Here is a 16,918-nt window from a genome sequence, read left to right as displayed (position 1 = left end):
TGCTCGCGGGTCTGCGGCATCGGGCCGTCAGCAGCGGAGCAGACCAGGATCGCGCCGTCCATCTGGGCGGCACCGGTGATCATGTTCTTGACGTAGTCAGCATGGCCCGGGCAATCCACGTGGGCGTAATGACGCTCGGTGGATTCGTACTCGACGTGTGCGGTCGAGATCGTGATGCCACGTGCCTTTTCTTCCGGCGCGGCGTCGATCGAGGAGTAATCCTTGAACTCGCCACCGAAGCGCTCAGCACCGATCTTGGTCAGTGCGGCGGTCAGCGTGGTCTTGCCGTGATCGACGTGACCGATGGTGCCGACGTTGACGTGCGGCTTGGTGCGCTCGAACTTACCCTTTGCCATTGTTGTAGCCCTTGAATGTCAGAAAGAAAGAGGTTGAGACCTGAGCTTACGCTCAGGCCTTCTTGATCACGGATTCGGCGATGTTGTTCGGCGCCGGCTCGTAGTGGTCGAATTCCATCGTGAACGTTGCGCGACCCTGGGTCTGCGAACGCAGCGAGGTGGCGTAACCGAACATTTCGCCCAGCGGGATCATCGCGTTGATGATGCTCGCCGAACCGTCACCGGTGGTGCTCGAACCCTGCAGCACGCCACGACGACGGCTGACGTCGCCCATCACGTCACCCTGGTAATCCTCCGGGGTCACGATCTCGACCTTCATGATCGGCTCCAGCAGGACCGGCTTGGCCTTCTGGAAGCCCTGCTTGAAGGCCATCGAGGACGCGAGCTTGAACGCCATTTCCGAGGAGTCGACGTCATGGTACGAGCCGAACACCAGCTTCACCTTGACGTCCACGACCGGGAAGCCCGCCAGCGGACCGCTGGTGATGGTTTCGCGCAGGCCCTTTTCGATCGACGGAATGAATTCCTTCGGAATCACGCCACCGGTGATGTCGTTGATGAACAGGAAGTCATCCTTGATCGCCGGGGCGATCTTCGGATCGGCACGGTCTTCAGCGGTGATCGGCGACAGCTCGATCACGACGTGACCGTACTGACCCTTACCACCGGACTGCTTGGCGTGCTTGTAGTCCGACTTGACGTCGGCCATCTGGATGGTTTCGCGGTACGCAACCTGCGGCTTGCCGACGTTGGCTTCAACGTTGAACTCGCGCTTCATGCGATCCACGATGATGTCCAGGTGCAGCTCGCCCATGCCCGAGATGATGGTCTGGCCGGATTCTTCGTCGGTCTTGACGCGGAACGACGGATCTTCCTGAGCCAGACGGCCCAGCGCCAGACCCATCTTTTCCTGGTCGGACTTGGTCTTCGGTTCGACGGCCATCGAAATGACCGGCTCCGGGAACACCATGCGCTCCAGGATGATCGGGTGGTCCTGCGAGCACAGGGTGTCACCGGTGGTCGTGTCCTTCAGGCCCACGGCCGCGGCGATGTCACCGGCCAGCACTTCCTTGATTTCTTCACGATCGTTGGAGTGCATCTGCAGGATGCGGCCGATGCGCTCCTTCTTGCCCTTCACCGAGTTCAGCAGCTGGTCGCCAGCGTTCAGCGTGCCCGAATAGACACGGAAGAAGGTCAGCGCGCCCACGAACGGGTCGGTGATGATCTTGAACGCCAGGGCCGAGAACGGGGCCTTGTCGTCGGACTTGCGGCTCAGCGCAACGGTTTCATCGTCGACGTCGGTACCGGTCACGTCCGGCACGTCGATCGGCGACGGCAGCAGCTGCACCACGCCGTCCAGCATGGCCTGCACGCCCTTGTTCTTGAACGCAGAACCGCAGTACATCGGCACGATGTCGGTCGCCAGGGTGCGCACGCGCAGGGCTTCGACGATCTCGGCCTCGGTCAGCTCTTCGCCGCCCAGGTACTTTTCCATCAGCTCTTCGCTGGCTTCAGCCGCGGCTTCGATCATGTAGGTGCGGGCCTCGTCGGCCTCCGCCTGCATGTCGGCCGGGATGTCCAGGTACTCGAACTTCATGCCCTGCGAGGCTTCATCCCAATGGATGGCCTTCATCTTGATCAGGTCGACCACGCCCTTGAAGCCGTCTTCAGCGCCGATCGGCAGCTGCATCGGCACGGCGGTGGCGCCGAGCTTGGCCTTCAGCTGGCCAACGACCTTGGTGAAGTTGGCACCGGTGCGGTCCATCTTGTTGACGAAGGCAATGCGCGGCACCTTGTACCGGTTGGCCTGGCGCCACACGGTTTCGGACTGCGGCTGCACGCCACCGACGGCGCACAGCACGAACACCGCACCGTCGAGCACGCGCAGCGAGCGCTCTACTTCGATGGTGAAGTCGACGTGTCCGGGGGTGTCGATGATGTTGAAGCGATGCTCCGGCAGGGACTTGTCCATGCCCTTCCAGAACGCGGTGGTCGCAGCGGACTGGATCGTGATGCCACGCTCCTGCTCCTGCTCCATCCAGTCCATGGTGGCAGCGCCGTCGTGCACTTCACCGATCTTGTGGCTCTTGCCGGTGTAGAACAGGATGCGCTCGGACGTGGTGGTCTTGCCGGCATCGATGTGAGCCATGATGCCGAAGTTACGGTAACGCTCGATGGGAGTGGTGCGGGCCACGGGAGCCTCTCAATTTCTTGGAATTCGGATGGCCGAACGCCGCCTTTCGGCGGCCTTCGGATTGGCGCGGCACCCCAGGTGCCGCGAAGCGGCACTAATACGTAGTGCCGCTTTGCCTGTTTTGCAAGGCCGTCAAACTCACCAGCGGTAGTGGGCGAATGCCTTGTTGGCTTCGGCCATGCGGTGGGTTTCTTCGCGCTTCTTGATGGCGCCGCCACGGTTTTCCGAGGCGTCCAGCAGTTCGGCAGCCAGCTTCTTCGGCATGGTGTTTTCACCACGCTTACGGGCCGAGTCGATCAGCCAACGCATGGCCAGGGCCATCTTGCGCGACGAACGCACTTCGACGGGCACCTGATAGGTGGCACCACCGACGCGACGGGACTTGACTTCGACCGACGGAGCCACGTTGTCCAGAGCCTTCTGCACCAGCTCGACGGAGTTCGGGTTCTTTTCGCCGATCACGTCCATGGCACCGTAGACGATCTTTTCAGCGACCGACTTCTTGCCGCTCAGCATCACCATATTGATGAAACGAGCGATGGTTTCACTTCCGTGCTTCGGATCCGGCAGGACAGAGCGCTGCGGCGTATTACCTTTACGAGACATGTGTACTTTCCCTTAGCTCTTCGGACGCTTGGCGCCGTACTTGGAACGGCCCTGGCGACGCTTGGCAACGCCGGAGGCGTCCAGCGAGCCACGCACGGTGTGGTAACGCACACCCGGCAGATCCTTGACGCGACCGCCACGGATGAGGACCACGGAGTGCTCCTGCAGGTTGTGGCCTTCGCCGCCGATGTAGCTAATCACTTCTTCCTGGTTGGTCAGGCGAACCTTGGCAACCTTGCGAAGCGCCGAGTTCGGCTTCTTCGGAGTGGTGGTGTACACGCGCGTGCAGACGCCACGGCGCTGGGGGCACTTATCGAGAGCCGGGGAGGCACTCTTATAAGTGGTTGCCTGCCGCGGCTTGCGGACAAGCTGATTGATCGTCGCCATCAGTATGTTCTTCTGAGAGAGGCCAGTGAAAAAACCGGCCATGAATGCGGATATGTGCGAGCAGGCAAGAAACCGGCCTGCTGAGACAGACGATTGTAGCAACCTGGCGAAAACGCAGTCAAATGCGCACGCGCCAAGCCAGCCCTGATCCCGGGCCGTTACAGGGGAGCCTTCTCCATGCCCCCCGTTCAGGTTGTCAACCCGGTCCTTTGAGAGACCGGGCGGGCATCCTACCTCATCGGCAGCCATCCGGCCAGTGGCCGGTGGCGTCCGAGGGGTGGGGTCCGGCCAATGGCCGGGGCCCTACCCGTTCGATGACCCGGCCAACGGCCGGGTCCTACCATGTGGTCCGGCCAGGGGCCGGACCTGTGGATCACTCGTCGGCCTGCTCGGCGTCGGTCGATTCGACCGCCACTTCCGGGGCAGCCACGGCGACCGGTGCGGCCGCGACCGGGGTGCCGGCCAGGGTCTGCATTTCCGAATCGGTCAGCCCGCTCGCGTTGCGGCGGCGGTTGGCGTGGTACGACAGACCGGTACCGGCCGGGATCAGACGGCCGACGATGACGTTTTCCTTCAGACCGCGCAGGTTGTCCTTGGTGCCGCGGACGGCCGCCTCGGTCAACACGCGGGTGGTTTCCTGGAAGGAAGCGGCCGAGATGAACGATTCGGTGGCCAGCGACGCCTTGGTGATACCCAGCAGGACCGGATCGAAACGGGCAATCAGCTCGTTGCGGGTGGTCAGGCGTGCATTTTCCTCGATGACGCGCTGGCGCTCGGCCTGCTCACCATTCAGGAACTTGCTGCTGCCCTGGTCGGTGATTTCGACCTTGCGCAGCATCTGGCGGGTGATCACTTCAATGTGCTTGTCGTTGATCTTCACGCCCTGCAGGCGGTACACGTCCTGGATTTCCTTGACCAGGTAGGCCGCCAGCGGCTCGACACCCAGCAGACGCAGGATGTCCTGCGGGCTCGGCTCGCCGTCCACGATGGTTTCGCCCTTGGTCACGTGTTCGCCTTCGAACACGATCACCTGACGGTACTTCGGGATCAGCTCTTCGTGTTCCGAACCATCGGTGTCCTTGATGATCAGGCGCTGCTTGCCCTTGGTGTCCTTACCGAAGCTGATGATGCCCGAACGCTCGGCCAGGATCGCCGGATCCTTCGGCTTGCGCGCTTCGAACAAGTCGGCCACGCGCGGCAGACCACCGGTGATGTCACGGGTCTTGGACGCTTCCTGCGGGATCTTGGCGACCACGTCACCCACGCCGACGGCGGCGCCGTCCTGCAGGTTGACGATGGAGCGCGGCGGCAGCAGGTACTGGGCCGGCAGATCGGTGTTCGGGATGGTCAGGTCATTGCCCTTGGCATCCACGATACGCACGATCGGACGGAGGTCCTTGGCCTGCGAGCCACGACGCTTCGGGTCGGTGATTTCACGCGACGCCAGGCCGGTCAGTTCGTCGGTCTTCTCGATGACGGTGACGCCGTCGATGAAGTCGATGAAGCGGATGAAACCGGCCACTTCGGACACGATCGGGTGGTTATGCGGGTCCCAATTGGCGACGGTCTGGCCAGCCTTGACCGAGTCGGCGTCCTTGGAGGTGATGGTGGCACCGTAGGGCAGCTTGTAGCGCTCACGCTCACGACCGTGGGCATCGAGCACCGAGATTTCACCCGAGCGCGAGACCGCAACCAGCGAACCGCTGGCATGGGCCACCGACTTGAGGTTGTTGAACTTGACCGAACCGGTGGTCTTGACCGTGATGTTGTCCACGGCAGCCGCACGCGATGCCGCACCACCGATGTGGAACGTACGCATGGTCAGCTGGGTACCCGGCTCACCGATCGACTGGGCGGCGATGACGCCGACCGCTTCGCCGATGTTGACGATGTGGCCACGGGCCAGATCGCGGCCGTAGCAATGGGCGCACACGCCGAAGGCCGAGGCGCAGGAGATGGTCGAACGGACCTTCACCGACTGCACGCTGGCATCTTCAAGCTTGGCCACCCACGCTTCGTCCAGCAGCGTGTTGCGGGTCACGATCGGATCTTCGTCGTTGCCCGGCAGGAACACGTCCTCGGCCACGACACGACCCAGCACGCGGTCCTTCAACGGCTCCACGACGTCGCCGCCTTCCACGATCGGGGTCATGGTCAGGCCTTCAGTGGTACCGCAATCCACTTCGGTGATGACCACGTCCTGCGCGACGTCCACCAGACGACGGGTCAGGTAACCCGAGTTGGCGGTCTTCAGCGCGGTATCGGCCAGACCCTTACGGGCACCGTGGGTGGAGTTGAAGTATTCCTGTACGTTCAGGCCTTCACGGAAGTTCGCCTTGATGGGCGTTTCGATGATCGAGCCATCCGGACGCGCCATCAGGCCACGCATACCGGCCAGCTGGCGGATCTGTGCCTGCGAACCACGCGCACCGGAGTCGGCCATGATGTACAGGGAGTTCATCGACTTCTGGTCGATGGTCTCGCCCTTGGCATTGATGACCTTCTCGGTACCGATGGTGTCCATCATCGCCTTGGCGATGCGCTCATTGGTGCGCGACCAGATGTCGACCACCTTGTTGTAGCGCTCGCCGGCGGTGACCAGACCCGACTGGTACTGCTCCTGGATTTCCAGCACTTCGGCTTCGGCCTCGGTGAGGATGCCCTTCTTCTCGTCCGGGATCAGCATGTCGTCGATACCGATCGACACGCCGGCGCGGGTTGCGTAGGCAAAGCCGGTGTACATCAGCTTGTCGGCGAACACGACCGTGTCCTTCAAGCCCAGCTGGCGGTAGCTGGAGTTGATCAGGCGGCTGATGTTCTTCTTGGTCAGCTCGGTGTTGGCCAGCGCGAACGGCAGGCCTTCCGGCAGGATTTCAGCCAGCAGGGCGCGACCGATCGTGGTGTCCACGATCGAGGTCTTGTTCTGCTTGTTGCCGTCTTCGTCGGTCACCACTTCGGTGATGCGGACCTTGACGCGTGCGTGCAGTTCCACCACGCGGTTGTCGTAGGCGCGCTTGACTTCGGCGATGTTGGCGAAGGCCATGCCCTCGCCCTTCTTGTTTTCCAGCGAGCGGGTCATGTAGTAAAGACCCAGCACGACGTCCTGCGACGGCACGATGATCGGCTCGCCGTTGGCCGGCGACAGGATGTTGTTGGTGGACATCATCAGCGCACGCGCTTCCAGCTGGGCTTCCAGCGAGAGCGGCACGTGGACGGCCATCTGGTCACCGTCGAAGTCGGCGTTGAACGCGGTGCAGACCAGCGGGTGCAGCTGGATGGCCTTGCCTTCGATCAGCACCGGCTCGAACGCCTGGATGCCCAGACGGTGCAGGGTCGGCGCACGGTTCAGCATCACCGGATGTTCGCGGATGACCTCTTCCAGGATGTCCCAGACTTCGGCTTCTTCGCGCTCGACCAGCTTCTTGGCGGCCTTGATGGTGGTGGCCAGGCCACGACGCTGCAGCTTGGCGAACACGAACGGCTTGAACAGCTCAAGCGCCATCTTCTTCGGCAGGCCGCACTGGTGCAGGCGCAGGTACGGACCGACCACGATGACCGAACGGCCCGAGTAGTCGACGCGCTTGCCCAGCAGGTTCTGACGGAAGCGACCCTGCTTACCCTTGATCATGTCGGCCAGCGACTTCAGCGGGCGCTTGTTGGTGCCGGTGATGGCACGGCCGCGACGGCCGTTGTCCAGCAGCGCATCGACCGATTCCTGCAGCATGCGCTTTTCATTGCGCACGATGATGTCCGGCGCGTTCAGCTCGAGCAGGCGGCGCAGGCGGTTGTTGCGGTTGATGACGCGGCGGTACAGGTCGTTCAGGTCGGAGGTCGCGAAGCGGCCACCGTCCAGCGGCACCAGCGGACGCAGGTCCGGCGGCAGCACCGGCAGCACGGTCATGACCATCCACTCCGGACGGTTGCCCGACTCGAGGAAGGCTTCGACCAGCTTGATGCGCTTGGTGAGGCGCTTGAGCTTGGTTTCCGAACCGGTGCTGGAGATTTCCTCGCGCAGGCGGGTCATTTCCGACTGCAGGTCGATGGTGCGCAGCAGCTCGTACACGGCCTCGGCGCCCATGGCGGCGTCGAAGTCGTCGCCGTGCTCCTGGCGGGCCTGCAGGTACTGTTCTTCGGTCAGCAGCTGGCGGCGCTCCAGGGCGGTCAGGCCCGGCTCGGTCACCACGTAGGCTTCGAAGTACAGCACGCGCTCGATGTCACGCAGGGTCATGTCCAGCATCAGGCCGATGCGCGACGGCAGCGACTTGAGGAACCAGATGTGCGCGACCGGCGAGGCCAGGTCGATGTGGCCCATGCGCTCGCGGCGCACCTTGGCCAGGGTGACTTCGGTGCCGCACTTTTCGCAGACCACGCCGCGGTGCTTCATGCGCTTGTACTTGCCGCACAGGCACTCGTAGTCCTTGACCGGCCCGAAGATGGCGGCGCAGAACAGGCCGTCACGCTCCGGCTTGAAGGTACGGTAGTTGATGGTTTCCGGCTTCTTCACTTCGCCGAAGGACCACGAACGGATCAGGTCCGGCGAGGCCAGCGCGATCTTGATCGCGTCGAAGTCCAGCGTCTGGCGCTGCTGGTTGAAGAGGTTCAGCAAGTCTTTCATGGTGTTTCTCCGAAAGGAGGAAATCTTGTCGATGGGCTGTCAGTAAACAAACGGGTGGCGCGGCTGCCGGGGCAGCCGCGCCTGCGCCATCAGTTGTCTTCCAGTTCCATGTTGATGGCCAGCGAGCGGATTTCCTTCACGAGAACGTTGAAGGATTCCGGCATGCCCGCGACCATCTCGTGCTCACCGTCGACGATGTTCTTGTACATCTGGTTGCGGCCCTGCACGTCATCGGACTTCACCGTCAGCATTTCCTGCAGGGTGTAGGCCGCGCCGTAGGCTTCCAGCGCCCAGACTTCCATTTCACCGAAGCGCTGGCCACCGAACTGCGCCTTGCCGCCCAGCGGCTGCTGGGTAACGAGCGAGTACGGGCCGGTCGAACGGGCGTGCATCTTGTCGTCGACCAGGTGGTTCAGCTTCAGGTAGTGCATGTAGCCCACGGTGGTGTGGCGATCGAATGCCTCACCGGTGCGGCCGTCATACAGCTGGGTCTGGCCGCTCAGCGGCAGGTCGGCCAGGGCAAGCATGTGCTTGATCTCGGCTTCGGTGGCACCGTCGAACACCGGGGTCGCCATCGGCACGCCGTCGGTCAGGTTGCCGGCCAGGCGCAGCAGCTCCTCGTCGCTGAACTGGGTCAGGTCGACGTGGTTGGCGTGCTGGGTCTTGTCGTGGTTGTAGACATCGTCCAGGAACTTGCGCAGGTCGTTGATCGCGGTCTGGGCTTCCAGCATGCCCTGGATCTTGCGACCCAGGCCCTTGGCGGCCCAGCCCAGATGCACTTCCAGGATCTGGCCGATGTTCATACGCGACGGCACGCCCAGCGGGTTCAGCACGATGTCCACGGTTTCGCCCGAGGCCATGTACGGCATGTCCTCGACCGGCACCACGTTGGAGACCACACCCTTGTTGCCGTGGCGGCCGGCCATCTTGTCACCCGGCTGGATGCGACGCTTCACGGCCAGGAACACCTTGACCATCTTCAGCACGCCCGGGGCGAGGTCGTCACCGGCGGTGATCTTGCCGCGCTTGTCGGCGAAGCGACGCTCGAATTCCTTCTCGTGCGCCTGGATCTGCTTCTGGGCGCGTTCGATGGCTTCGGACGCGTCGTCGTCCTTCATGCGCAGCACGAACCAGTCGGCCTTCTTCAGGCCGTCCAGGTACGCGTCGGTGACGGTGTCGCCCTTCTTCAGGTTGGCACCACCGTTGACCACCTTGCCCACGATCTGCGAACGCAGACGGGCGTAGATGGCGCCTTCCAGGATGCGGAACTGGTCGTCGAAGTCCTTCTTGACGCGCTTGATTTCAGACTCTTCGATCTGACGGGCGCGCTTGTCCTTCTCGATGCCGTCGCGGGTGAAGACCTGCACGTCGATGACGGTGCCGTCCATGCCCGGCGGCACGCGCAGCGAGCTGTCCTTCACGTCCGAGGCCTTCTCGCCGAAGATCGCGCGGAGCAGCTTCTCTTCCGGGGTCAGCTGGCTTTCGCCCTTCGGGGTGACCTTGCCGACCATGATGTCGCCGGCACGCACTTCGGCGCCGATGTACACCACGCCCGACTCGTCCAGACGGTTCAGCGCCTGCTCGGACACGTTCGGGATGTCGGCGGAAATTTCCTCCGGCCCCAGCTTCGTGTCACGCGCAACGCAGGTCAGTTCTTCGATGTGGATCGTGGTGTAACGGTCCTCTTCCACCACGCGCTCGGAAAGCAGGATGGAGTCTTCGAAGTTGTAGCCGTTCCACGGCATGAAGGCGATCAGCATGTTCTGGCCCAGGGCCAGTTCGCCGATGTCGGTGGACGGACCGTCAGCCAGCACGTCGCCACGCGCCACCACGTCGCCCACTTCCACCAGCGGACGCTGGTTGATGCAGGTGTTCTGGTTGGAACGGGTGTACTTGATCAGGTTGTAGATATCCACGCCGGCGTCGGTCGCGTCGGTGATCTCCACTTCGTTGACCTTGACCACGATGCGGCCGGCGTCGATCTGCACGATCTCGCCACCACGACGGGCATTGACGGTCACACCGGAGTCACGGGCCACGGCGCGTTCGATACCGGTACCCACCAGCGGCTTCTGCGCACGCAGGGTCGGCACGGCCTGTCGCTGCATGTTGGCGCCCATCAGTGCACGGTTTGCGTCATCGTGCTCCAGGAACGGAACCAGCGCGGCAGCGATCGACACGGTCTGCATCGGCGAGACGTCCATGAAGTGGACTTCCGCCGGCGGCTTCAGCAGCGACTCACCCTGGAAACGGCACGGCACGAACTGCTCGGTGAGCATGCTCTTGGCATCGGTCAGGGCGTTGGCCTGGGCGATGACGTACTCGTTTTCTTCGATGGCCGACAGGAACTCGATTTCATCGGAGACCTTGCCGTCAGCAACCTTGCGGTACGGGGTCTCGAGGAAGCCGTACTGGTTGGTGCGGGCGTACACGGCCAGCGAGTTGATCAGGCCGATGTTCGGGCCTTCCGGCGTTTCGATGGTGCAGACGCGGCCGTAATGGGTCGGATGGACGTCGCGCACTTCGAAGCCGGCACGCTCACGGGTCAGGCCGCCCGGGCCCAGGGCCGAGACGCGACGCTTGTGGGTGACTTCCGACAGCGGGTTGTTCTGATCCATGAACTGGGACAGCTGCGAGGAACCGAAGAATTCCTTGATGGCAGCGGCAACCGGCTTGGCGTTGATCAGCTCCTGCGGGGTCAGGCCTTCGGATTCGGCCATCGACAGGCGTTCCTTGACCGCGCGCTCGACGCGGACCAGGCCCACGCGGAACACGTTTTCGGCCATTTCACCGACCGAACGCACACGACGGTTGCCCAGGTGATCGATGTCATCGACCACGCCGCGACCGTTGCGGATCTCGGTCAGGACCTTGATCACTTCCAGGATGTCGGAGGTGTCGGCGTGCTCGGCGACCAGGCGCTTGGACTCTTCGTCGTTGCGCTCACCGAAGTACTTGCGGTCGTACAGCACCGCTTCGCCGGTGACAGCCTTGCGGCCGACACGACGGTTGAACTTCATGCGGCCGACCGTGGACAGGTCGTAGCGCTCGAAGGTGAAGAACAGGTTGTGGAACAGGTTCTGCGCGGCATCCTTGGTCGGCGGCTCGCCCGGACGCATCATGCGGTAGATCTCGACCAGGGCTTCCAGCTGGGTCTTGGTCGGATCGATGCGCAGGGTGTTGGACAGGTACGGGCCACGATCCAGGTCGTTCACCCACAGGGTGCCCACGGCATCGACGCCGGCCTTGCGGAAGGCCTGCAGCTGTTCGTCGGTGATTTCGTCGTTGGCCTGGGCCAGCAGTTCACCGGTATTGGCGTCCACGACGTCGTGCGACAGGATGCGACCGACGATGTAATCGTCCGGCACGGCCAGGGCGGCGATGCCCGAGGCTTCCAGCTGCTTGACGTGGCGCGCGGTGATGCGCTTGCCGGCTTCGACGATGACCTTGTCGCCGTCGGCCAGGTCGAAGTTCAGGGTCTCGCCGCGCAGACGCTCGGCCACCAGTTCGAGCTGCACACCTTCATCGGGGTTGATGTGGAAGGTGTTGATCTCGAAGAACTCGGCCAGCATTTCTTCATTGCTGTAGCCCAGCGCACGCAGCAGGATCGACACCGGCAGCTTGCGGCGACGATCGATACGGGTGAACAGCGCGTCCTTCGGGTCGAACTCGAAGTCCAGCCAGGAGCCGCGGTACGGAATGATGCGGGCGCTGTACAGCAGCTTGCCCGAGCTGTGGGTCTTGCCACGGTCGTGGTCGAAGAACACGCCCGGCGAACGGTGCAGCTGCGACACGATGACGCGCTCGGTACCGTTGACGATGAAGGTGCCGTTGTCGGTCATCAGCGGGATTTCGCCGAGGTAGACCTCCTGCTCCTTCACGTACTTGATGGCCTTGGTGGACGACTCGCGGTCGTAGATCACCAGGCGCACGGTCACGCGCAGCGGCGCGCCGTAGCTCATGCCGCGCTGGCGGCATTCGCGCTCGTCGAAGACCGGGTCGCCGAGCTTGTAGCCGACGTATTCCAGGGCAGCGTTGCCGCTGTAGCTGGCGATCGGGAAGACCGACTTCAGCGCGGCGTGCAGGCCCAGATCACGGCGCTTGGCCGGATCAATGTTTTCCTGCAGGAATTCGCGATAGGAATCCACCTGGATGGCAAGCAGGAAAGGCACTTCGAGGATCGAGCGCTGCTTGCCGAAATCCTTGCGGATACGCTTCTTTTCGGTGAACGAATATGACGTCATGGGGTCTCACCTTGGCTGTGCGGGCCGCCGTACAGGCGCGACCCGAAGGGAACATGAAAATTGTCAGTTGGAAGTCGCTGGTATTGCCGGCACCAGCACGCCTTCTCTTGCTACTTCCAACTGCCAACTCGCCGGCCTGGGGCCGGAAAGGTGTGGCAGCCGACTGACAGTCGGCTTTACCGCTGAAGAGCAGCCGACCAACGGTCGGCTCTACCGGCAGGAGCAGCCGACCAACGGTCGGCTCTACCGGTTGTTGTCGCAACAACGACCAAAGGCCGGGGGCTTACGCCCCCAGCCTTGGCTGCATCGCCGTGATTCGATGGCGAGGCAAGGAACTGCTTACTTGACTTCGACAGTCGCGCCAGCAGCTTCCAGGTCCTTCTTGAACTTGGCAGCGTCGTCCTTCGAAGCGCCTTCCTTGATCATGCCGCCGGCTTCAGCCAGGTCCTTGGCTTCCTTCAGGCCCAGGCCGGTGATGGCGCGGACAGCCTTAATCACTTCGACCTTCTTCTCGCCGGCCGACTTCAGGATGACGTCGAACTCGGTCTGCTCTTCCACGGCAGCAGCCGGGCCAGCAGCAGCAGCTGCGGCGACCGGAGCAGCGGCGGAGACGCCGAACTTCTCTTCGATGGCCTTGACCAGCTCCATCACTTCCATCAGGGACTTCTCGGCGATGGCGTCGACGATCTGTTCGTTGGTAAGGGACATTTTGATTACCTTTGGATAATTTTCTGGGTTGAGGTTCCGTCAGGAACCACGGAAACGTCGACTCAGGCGGTCTCGGCAGCCGGTTCGGCAGCATCGGCAGCGGCTTCTTCGCCACCACCCTGCTTGTCGCCGATGGCCTTGATGGCGCGGGCGAACATCGTGACCGGCTCGGTCAGGACGCGGGCCAGCATGGCCAGGGCCTGATCACGGGTCGGCAGCGAGGCCAGCACGTCAACATGGCCAGCCGGGAACAGTTCCCCGCCGATGGCCACGACCTTTGCCTGCAGCTTGTCGTTGGTCTTGGCAAAATCCTTGATCAGGCGACCGGCTGCGCCGGGCTCCTCGAGCGAGAACGCGTACAGCAGCGGACCGACGAGTGCGTCTTTGGCGCACGCGTAGTCGGTACCTTCCACTGCACGTGCCGCCAGCGTGTTCTTGACAACTTTCAAGAAAACGCCGGTTTCGCGTGCCTGCTTGCGCATCGCGGTCATCTGGGAGACCGTGGTGCCAGCGTATTCGGCTGCGATCAAGGAGTGAGCCTTGGCGGCGACTTCTGCCAGCTCCGCGACTACTTCTTGCTTCTGGGACAGATTGAGAGCCATTGCACTCCTCCAATTGAACTCCGCTTACGGCTCCTGCCGTGTGCGGTCCTGGGCGGCATCCGTCCTGGACGCCGGGAACATCGGGTTGATGTTCCAAGGGTGGGCCGTTCTAGACCTGGATGGCCAACCTGGGAGAACCCAGACGTGCGTAAACCAGAAAAACTCCAGAAGGGCACCATCTACGCAGGGTGATTCCCGAAGGAATCGATTAAGCGGTCGGTACTGCGCCGGCGGCGACTCCCTGCCAATGCGAGCATCCCTGCCCGTCGCCGGTATGTACTGACCGCGCCTGCGGTCTTTGACGGCTATCGTCGCGGGGCGGACCCCACTTCGATTGCCTTCAAATATCGCGGGAGCCGGACGTGTGCCCGGCTCCCGCTTGAAACGATTACTTCAGGGTCAGCGACGACTGGTCGACGGTGACGCCCGGGCCCATCGTCGAGCTGACCGATACCTTCTGCAGGTAGGTGCCCTTCGAGGTAGCCGGCTTGGCCTTGATCAGGTCCATCAGCAGCGCCTGCAGGTTCAGCTTCAGCGCGTCTTCGGCGAAGTCGGCCTTACCGATGGTGCAGTGGATGATGCCGGCCTTGTCGGTGCGGTAACGCACCTGACCCGACTTGGCATTCTTGACGGCTTCGCCCGGGTTGGCCGACACGGTGCCGACCTTCGGGTTCGGCATCAGGCCGCGCGGGCCGAGCACGGTGCCCAGCTTACCCACGACGCGCATGGCGTCCGGGGTGGCGATGACGACGTCATAGTTCAGATCGCCGGCCTGCATCTTCTCGGCCAGGTCTTCCATGCCAACGGCTTCTGCGCCAGCGGCCAGGGCTTCGTCAGCCTTGGCACCGGCCGGTGCGAAGACGGCAACGCGCACGCTCTTGCCGGTACCGGACGGCAGCACGGTGGAACCGCGCACCTGCTGGTCGGACTTCTTGGCGTCCACGCCCAGGCGCACAGCAACGTCGAAGGACTCGACGAACTTGGCCTTGGTAGCGGTCTTCAGGATCTTGATCGCGTCCTCGAAGGCATATGCCTTACCCGGGACGACGGCGGCCTTGATGGCCTTCTCACGCTTGGTCTGTGCCATCTTCTTAACCCTCCACCACGAGGCCCATGGAACGGGCAGAACCGGCAATCGTGCGCACCGCGGCGTCCAGGTCGGCGGCCGTCAGGTCGGCTTCCTTGGTCTTGGCGATTTCTTCCAGCTGCTTACGGGTCACCTTGCCCACCTTTTCGGTGTTCGGGCGCTTGGAGCCCGAGGAGATGCCAGCAGCCTTCTTGAGCAGCACGGCAGCCGGGGTGCTCTTGGTGATGAAGGTGAAGGTACGGTCCGAGTAGGCCGTGATGATGACCGGCACCGGCAGACCCGGCTCCAGCTTCTGCGTGGCGGCATTGAAGGCCTTGCAGAATTCCATGATGTTCAGGCCGCGCTGACCCAGCGCAGGACCGACCGGCGGCGAGGGGTTGGCCTGACCGGCCTTCACCTGCAGCTTGATATAACCGACAACTTTCTTTGCCATGAGTATGCTCTCCGGGTGCTAGCGCCTTACGACAACAGGCTCCCCATCGGACCGGGAATCACGCGTCCCGGCATCGCGTTTTGAATTCACGCAGAAGGCCACCTCGCGGCGGCCCTTGCTTTTGCCAGCTTCCTGGCAGGAAGCCGCGCACTATATCAGGTTTTGGCCCGCCTGTCTGAATACGGCAGGGCAACGTAGAGCGGGGCTCTGCCCCGCTTCGCAGCAACGCCGGGCAGAGCCCGGCGCTACGTTATTCAACCGGACCGTAGAGCGGGGCTCTGCCCCGCTGGACGTTCACATACAGCCGGGCAGAGCCCGGCGCTACGCGCGGTCAGACGGCCTTTTCGACCTGGCCGAACTCGAGCTCGACCGGGGTGGCACGACCGAAAATCAGCACCGAGACGCGCAGACGGCTCTTCTCGTAGTTGACTTCCTCGACCACGCCGTTGAAGTCGTTGAACGGGCCTTCGGTGACGCGGACCATCTGGCCCGGCTCGAACAGCACCTTCGGACGCGGCTTCTCAACACCTTCCTGAACACGGTCCAGGATGGCAGCAGCCTCTTCGTCGCGGATCGGCAGCGGACGGTCAGCGGTACCGCCAATGAAGCCCATCACCTTGGACGTATCCTTCACCAGGTGCCAGCTTTCATTGTCGATGCGCGGAATGCCGTTTTCTTCGTGGGTCTCGATCTGGACCAGCACGTAACCCGGGAAGAACTTGCGCTCGGAACGGCGCTTCTGGCCGGAACGCATTTCGACCACTTCCTCGGTCGGGACCAGGACATCACCGAAGCGCTCCTGCATCTCGTCACGCACGATGCGATCGCGCAGAGCCTGCGCAACCGACTTTTCGAAGCCCGAATAGGCGTGAACGACGTACCAACGCTTCACTGGTTTCTCCTTATCGACCCAGGAACCACTGGGTCGCTTTCTGAATCAGGAAATCAAATCCGCCCAGCAGCAAGCTGAGGATGATCACGACAACGATCACCACCCAGGTCATGCGGATGGCTTCCTGGCGGGTCGGCCAGACTACCTTGCGCAGTTCGAAACGCGATTCGGAAAGGAATTCACGCGTGTCGCGACCTTTGCCGGTCATCAGGAACACGCCTACGCCGGCCACCAGGCCAACGACAACGGCCAGACCGCGAAGCGGACCGGCCCATGCACTCTGGGACGCATGCTCAGGGGTGCCGAACCAGTACCAAGCAAAAAGACCCGCCAGCACCAGGATGGTTGCGGCGGCGTACTTGACGATGTCACCTCCAGTGGAGGTGTTGTCTTTGGAATGCTCGATCTTGCTGTTCATCCGGCTCTGGCTGCTAAGGCGGCATGGCCGCTGGAAGGGAGAAGTGGCACGCCAGGAGGGACTCGAACCCCCAACCTGCGGTTTTGGAGACCGCTGCTCTGCCAATTGAGCTACTGGCGTACTGAAAAACTGCCTTCCCTTAGACGGCGAAGGCGGACCGAGGTTCCCGGCCCGCCATTCGCGAGACCGGCGGAGCTATGCAACCGCCGGTATTACGAAATTACGCGAGGATCTTGGAGACCACGCCGGCGCCGACGGTACGGCCGCCTTCGCGAATCGCGAAGCGCAGACCTTCGTCCATGGCGACCGGGTTGATCAGGGTGACAACCATCTTCACGTTGTCGCCCGGCATCACCATTTCCACACCTTCCGGCAG

The 16,918-nt window shown here is 62.9% G+C and carries 13 protein-coding genes and 1 tRNA gene; all 14 read right to left on the bottom strand.

The window, feature by feature from the left end; all coding sequences use genetic code 11:
- A partial coding sequence (locus AC1DCJ_RS20020) for a GTP-binding protein (RefSeq protein ID WP_478071395.1) occupies positions 1-356 on the bottom strand: 356 nt, incomplete at its 3' end.
- 52 nt (positions 357-408) lie between these two features.
- Positions 409-2,550 (bottom strand): elongation factor G, encoded by a 2,142-nt coding sequence (fusA, locus tag AC1DCJ_RS20015; RefSeq protein ID WP_320491850.1) that lies wholly within the window; start codon positions 2,548-2,550, stop codon positions 409-411.
- 138 nt (positions 2,551-2,688) lie between these two features.
- Positions 2,689-3,156 (bottom strand): 30S ribosomal protein S7, encoded by a 468-nt coding sequence (gene rpsG / locus AC1DCJ_RS20010; protein WP_017356009.1) that lies wholly within the window; start codon positions 3,154-3,156, stop codon positions 2,689-2,691.
- Between the two features lie 12 nt (positions 3,157-3,168).
- Positions 3,169-3,543 (bottom strand): 30S ribosomal protein S12, encoded by a 375-nt coding sequence (gene rpsL, locus AC1DCJ_RS20005; RefSeq protein ID WP_017356008.1) that lies wholly within the window; start codon positions 3,541-3,543, stop codon positions 3,169-3,171.
- Positions 3,544-3,916: 373 nt separating this feature from the next.
- Positions 3,917-8,158 carry a DNA-directed RNA polymerase subunit beta' gene (rpoC, locus tag AC1DCJ_RS20000; protein ID WP_038690303.1) on the bottom strand — a complete coding sequence of 1,414 codons (4,242 nt, stop codon included), beginning with the start codon at positions 8,156-8,158 and terminating at the stop codon, positions 3,917-3,919.
- An 89-nt stretch (positions 8,159-8,247) separates the two neighbouring features.
- A complete protein-coding gene (rpoB, locus tag AC1DCJ_RS19995) occupies positions 8,248-12,402 on the bottom strand; it encodes a DNA-directed RNA polymerase subunit beta (protein ID WP_478071773.1) in 4,155 nt (1,384 codons plus the stop codon).
- A 339-nt stretch (positions 12,403-12,741) separates the two neighbouring features.
- A complete protein-coding gene (rplL, locus tag AC1DCJ_RS19990; protein WP_038690307.1) occupies positions 12,742-13,110 on the bottom strand; it encodes a 50S ribosomal protein L7/L12 in 369 nt (122 codons plus the stop codon).
- A 62-nt stretch (positions 13,111-13,172) separates the two neighbouring features.
- On the bottom strand, positions 13,173-13,712 hold the full coding sequence (rplJ, locus tag AC1DCJ_RS19985) for a 50S ribosomal protein L10 (protein ID WP_038690309.1): 540 nt from the start codon (positions 13,710-13,712) through the stop codon (positions 13,173-13,175).
- A 388-nt stretch (positions 13,713-14,100) separates the two neighbouring features.
- A complete protein-coding gene (gene rplA / locus AC1DCJ_RS19980) occupies positions 14,101-14,799 on the bottom strand; it encodes a 50S ribosomal protein L1 (protein WP_038690311.1) in 699 nt (232 codons plus the stop codon).
- Between the two features lie 4 nt (positions 14,800-14,803).
- Complete coding sequence (gene rplK / locus AC1DCJ_RS19975) at positions 14,804-15,232, bottom strand: 50S ribosomal protein L11 (protein ID WP_019186116.1); 429 nt, start codon at positions 15,230-15,232, stop codon at positions 14,804-14,806.
- 331 nt (positions 15,233-15,563) lie between these two features.
- Positions 15,564-16,124, bottom strand: a complete 561-nt coding sequence (nusG, locus tag AC1DCJ_RS19970) for a transcription termination/antitermination protein NusG (RefSeq protein ID WP_017356001.1) — start codon at positions 16,122-16,124, stop codon at positions 15,564-15,566.
- 10 nt (positions 16,125-16,134) lie between these two features.
- On the bottom strand, positions 16,135-16,542 hold the full coding sequence (gene secE / locus AC1DCJ_RS19965; RefSeq protein ID WP_038690313.1) for a preprotein translocase subunit SecE: 408 nt from the start codon (positions 16,540-16,542) through the stop codon (positions 16,135-16,137).
- Positions 16,543-16,586: 44 nt separating this feature from the next.
- Positions 16,587-16,662 (bottom strand) — tRNA-Trp (locus tag AC1DCJ_RS19960).
- 100 nt (positions 16,663-16,762) lie between these two features.
- The coding region (locus AC1DCJ_RS19955) for an EF-Tu C-terminal domain-related protein (protein ID WP_478071774.1) at positions 16,763-16,918 on the bottom strand (156 nt) is incomplete at its 5' end.

Source organism: Stenotrophomonas sp. 10N36, assembly GCF_056395005.1.
The sequence above is the reverse complement of the archived record's forward strand: the minus strand, read 5'-3'. Positions and strand labels throughout refer to the sequence as shown.

Coding starts and splice junctions, on each gene's coding strand:
- rplJ (WP_038690309.1), bottom strand. CDS start 13,712: ATGGCTCTCAATCTGTCCCAGAAGCAAGAAGTAGTCGCGGAGCTGGCA.
- rpoB (WP_478071773.1), bottom strand. CDS start 12,402: ATGACGTCATATTCGTTCACCGAAAAGAAGCGTATCCGCAAGGATTTC.
- rplL (WP_038690307.1), bottom strand. CDS start 13,110: ATGTCCCTTACCAACGAACAGATCGTCGACGCCATCGCCGAGAAGTCC.
- rpsG (WP_017356009.1), bottom strand. CDS start 3,156: ATGTCTCGTAAAGGTAATACGCCGCAGCGCTCTGTCCTGCCGGATCCG.
- rplK (WP_019186116.1), bottom strand. CDS start 15,232: ATGGCAAAGAAAGTTGTCGGTTATATCAAGCTGCAGGTGAAGGCCGGT.
- rplA (WP_038690311.1), bottom strand. CDS start 14,799: ATGGCACAGACCAAGCGTGAGAAGGCCATCAAGGCCGCCGTCGTCCCG.
- rpoC (WP_038690303.1), bottom strand. CDS start 8,158: ATGAAAGACTTGCTGAACCTCTTCAACCAGCAGCGCCAGACGCTGGAC.
- rpsL (WP_017356008.1), bottom strand. CDS start 3,543: ATGGCGACGATCAATCAGCTTGTCCGCAAGCCGCGGCAGGCAACCACT.
- secE (WP_038690313.1), bottom strand. CDS start 16,542: ATGAACAGCAAGATCGAGCATTCCAAAGACAACACCTCCACTGGAGGT.